This is a genomic window from Vibrio sp. 10N.222.54.E6 (assembly GCF_041473955.1).
GTDB lineage: Bacteria > Pseudomonadota > Gammaproteobacteria > Enterobacterales > Vibrionaceae > Vibrio > Vibrio tasmaniensis_A.
The window spans coordinates 1-805 of the sequence record NZ_JBFRTD010000076.1 but is presented as its reverse complement, the minus strand read 5'-3'; the positions used below and the strand labels follow the sequence as shown (position 1 = coordinate 805).

At 43.5% G+C, this 805-nt stretch carries 1 protein-coding gene; it reads left to right on the top strand.

Annotated elements, in window-relative coordinates; translation table 11 throughout:
• The first annotated feature begins 68 nt into the window (after nt 1–68).
• Nucleotides 69–752, top strand: coding sequence for an IS6 family transposase (locus AB4513_RS24430; protein ID WP_102258639.1), 684 nt, complete (start codon nt 69–71; stop codon nt 750–752).
• Nucleotides 753–805: the final 53 nt, after the last annotated feature.

The following is an 805-nucleotide window of genomic DNA, read 5'->3' as shown; positions in this document are numbered from 1 at the left end:
GTTCTGTCGCAAACTTTGAGTCATTAAGTTAAGATTTGCTTAATTTCTCTTCATGAGACTGATTCTTAATGTTTAAAGGCTGCCACTTCCCCTCTGAAGTTATTCTCGAAACCGTACGTTATTACCTCGCCTATAAACTCAGTTATCGTGAAATTGAAGATATTCAATTAGAGCGCGGTGTCGTTGTAGATCACGCCACGATTAATCGTTGGGTTATCAAATTTACGCCAATATTAGAGCACAAAGCGAGGTGTAGAAAGAAGCCCGTGTCTGACTCGTGGCGAATGGATGAAACCTACATCAAAGTAAAAGGCCAGTGGGTCTACTACTACCGAGCCGTCGATAAATTTGGGAAAGTGATCGATTATTATCTTAGCCCTAACCGTGATGAAGCTGCTGCTAAAGCCTTTCTGAATAAGGCGATTGCACAAAATGGTTTACCAAGCAGAGTCGTCATAGACGGAAGTAAGAGTAACTACGCGGCAATTGATTCGATGAATGTACAGCTCTGGTTGACGGGGTATTTTATGCTCTCCTTGGTAGAGATTTTGGACATTAAATATCTGAACAATATCGTTGAGCAGAGTCACCGTTGGGTGAAGCAAAAAACACGTCAAGCGCTGGGTTGGAAGTCAACGGAAGGAGCCTTGGCCAGTTTGCATGGGCGAGAAGTGTGGACGATGTTAAAACAAGAGCAGATAGATATTGAAGGGCAGACGGCCTTTGAGCGATTCTACGCACTCGCAGTATAATTGTATCTGTAGGATGGGTCTGTCACGGCTCTAACTATATTTGCGACAGAACC

Coding starts and splice junctions, on each gene's coding strand:
- AB4513_RS24430 (WP_102258639.1), top strand. CDS start 69: ATGTTTAAAGGCTGCCACTTCCCCTCTGAAGTTATTCTCGAAACCGTA.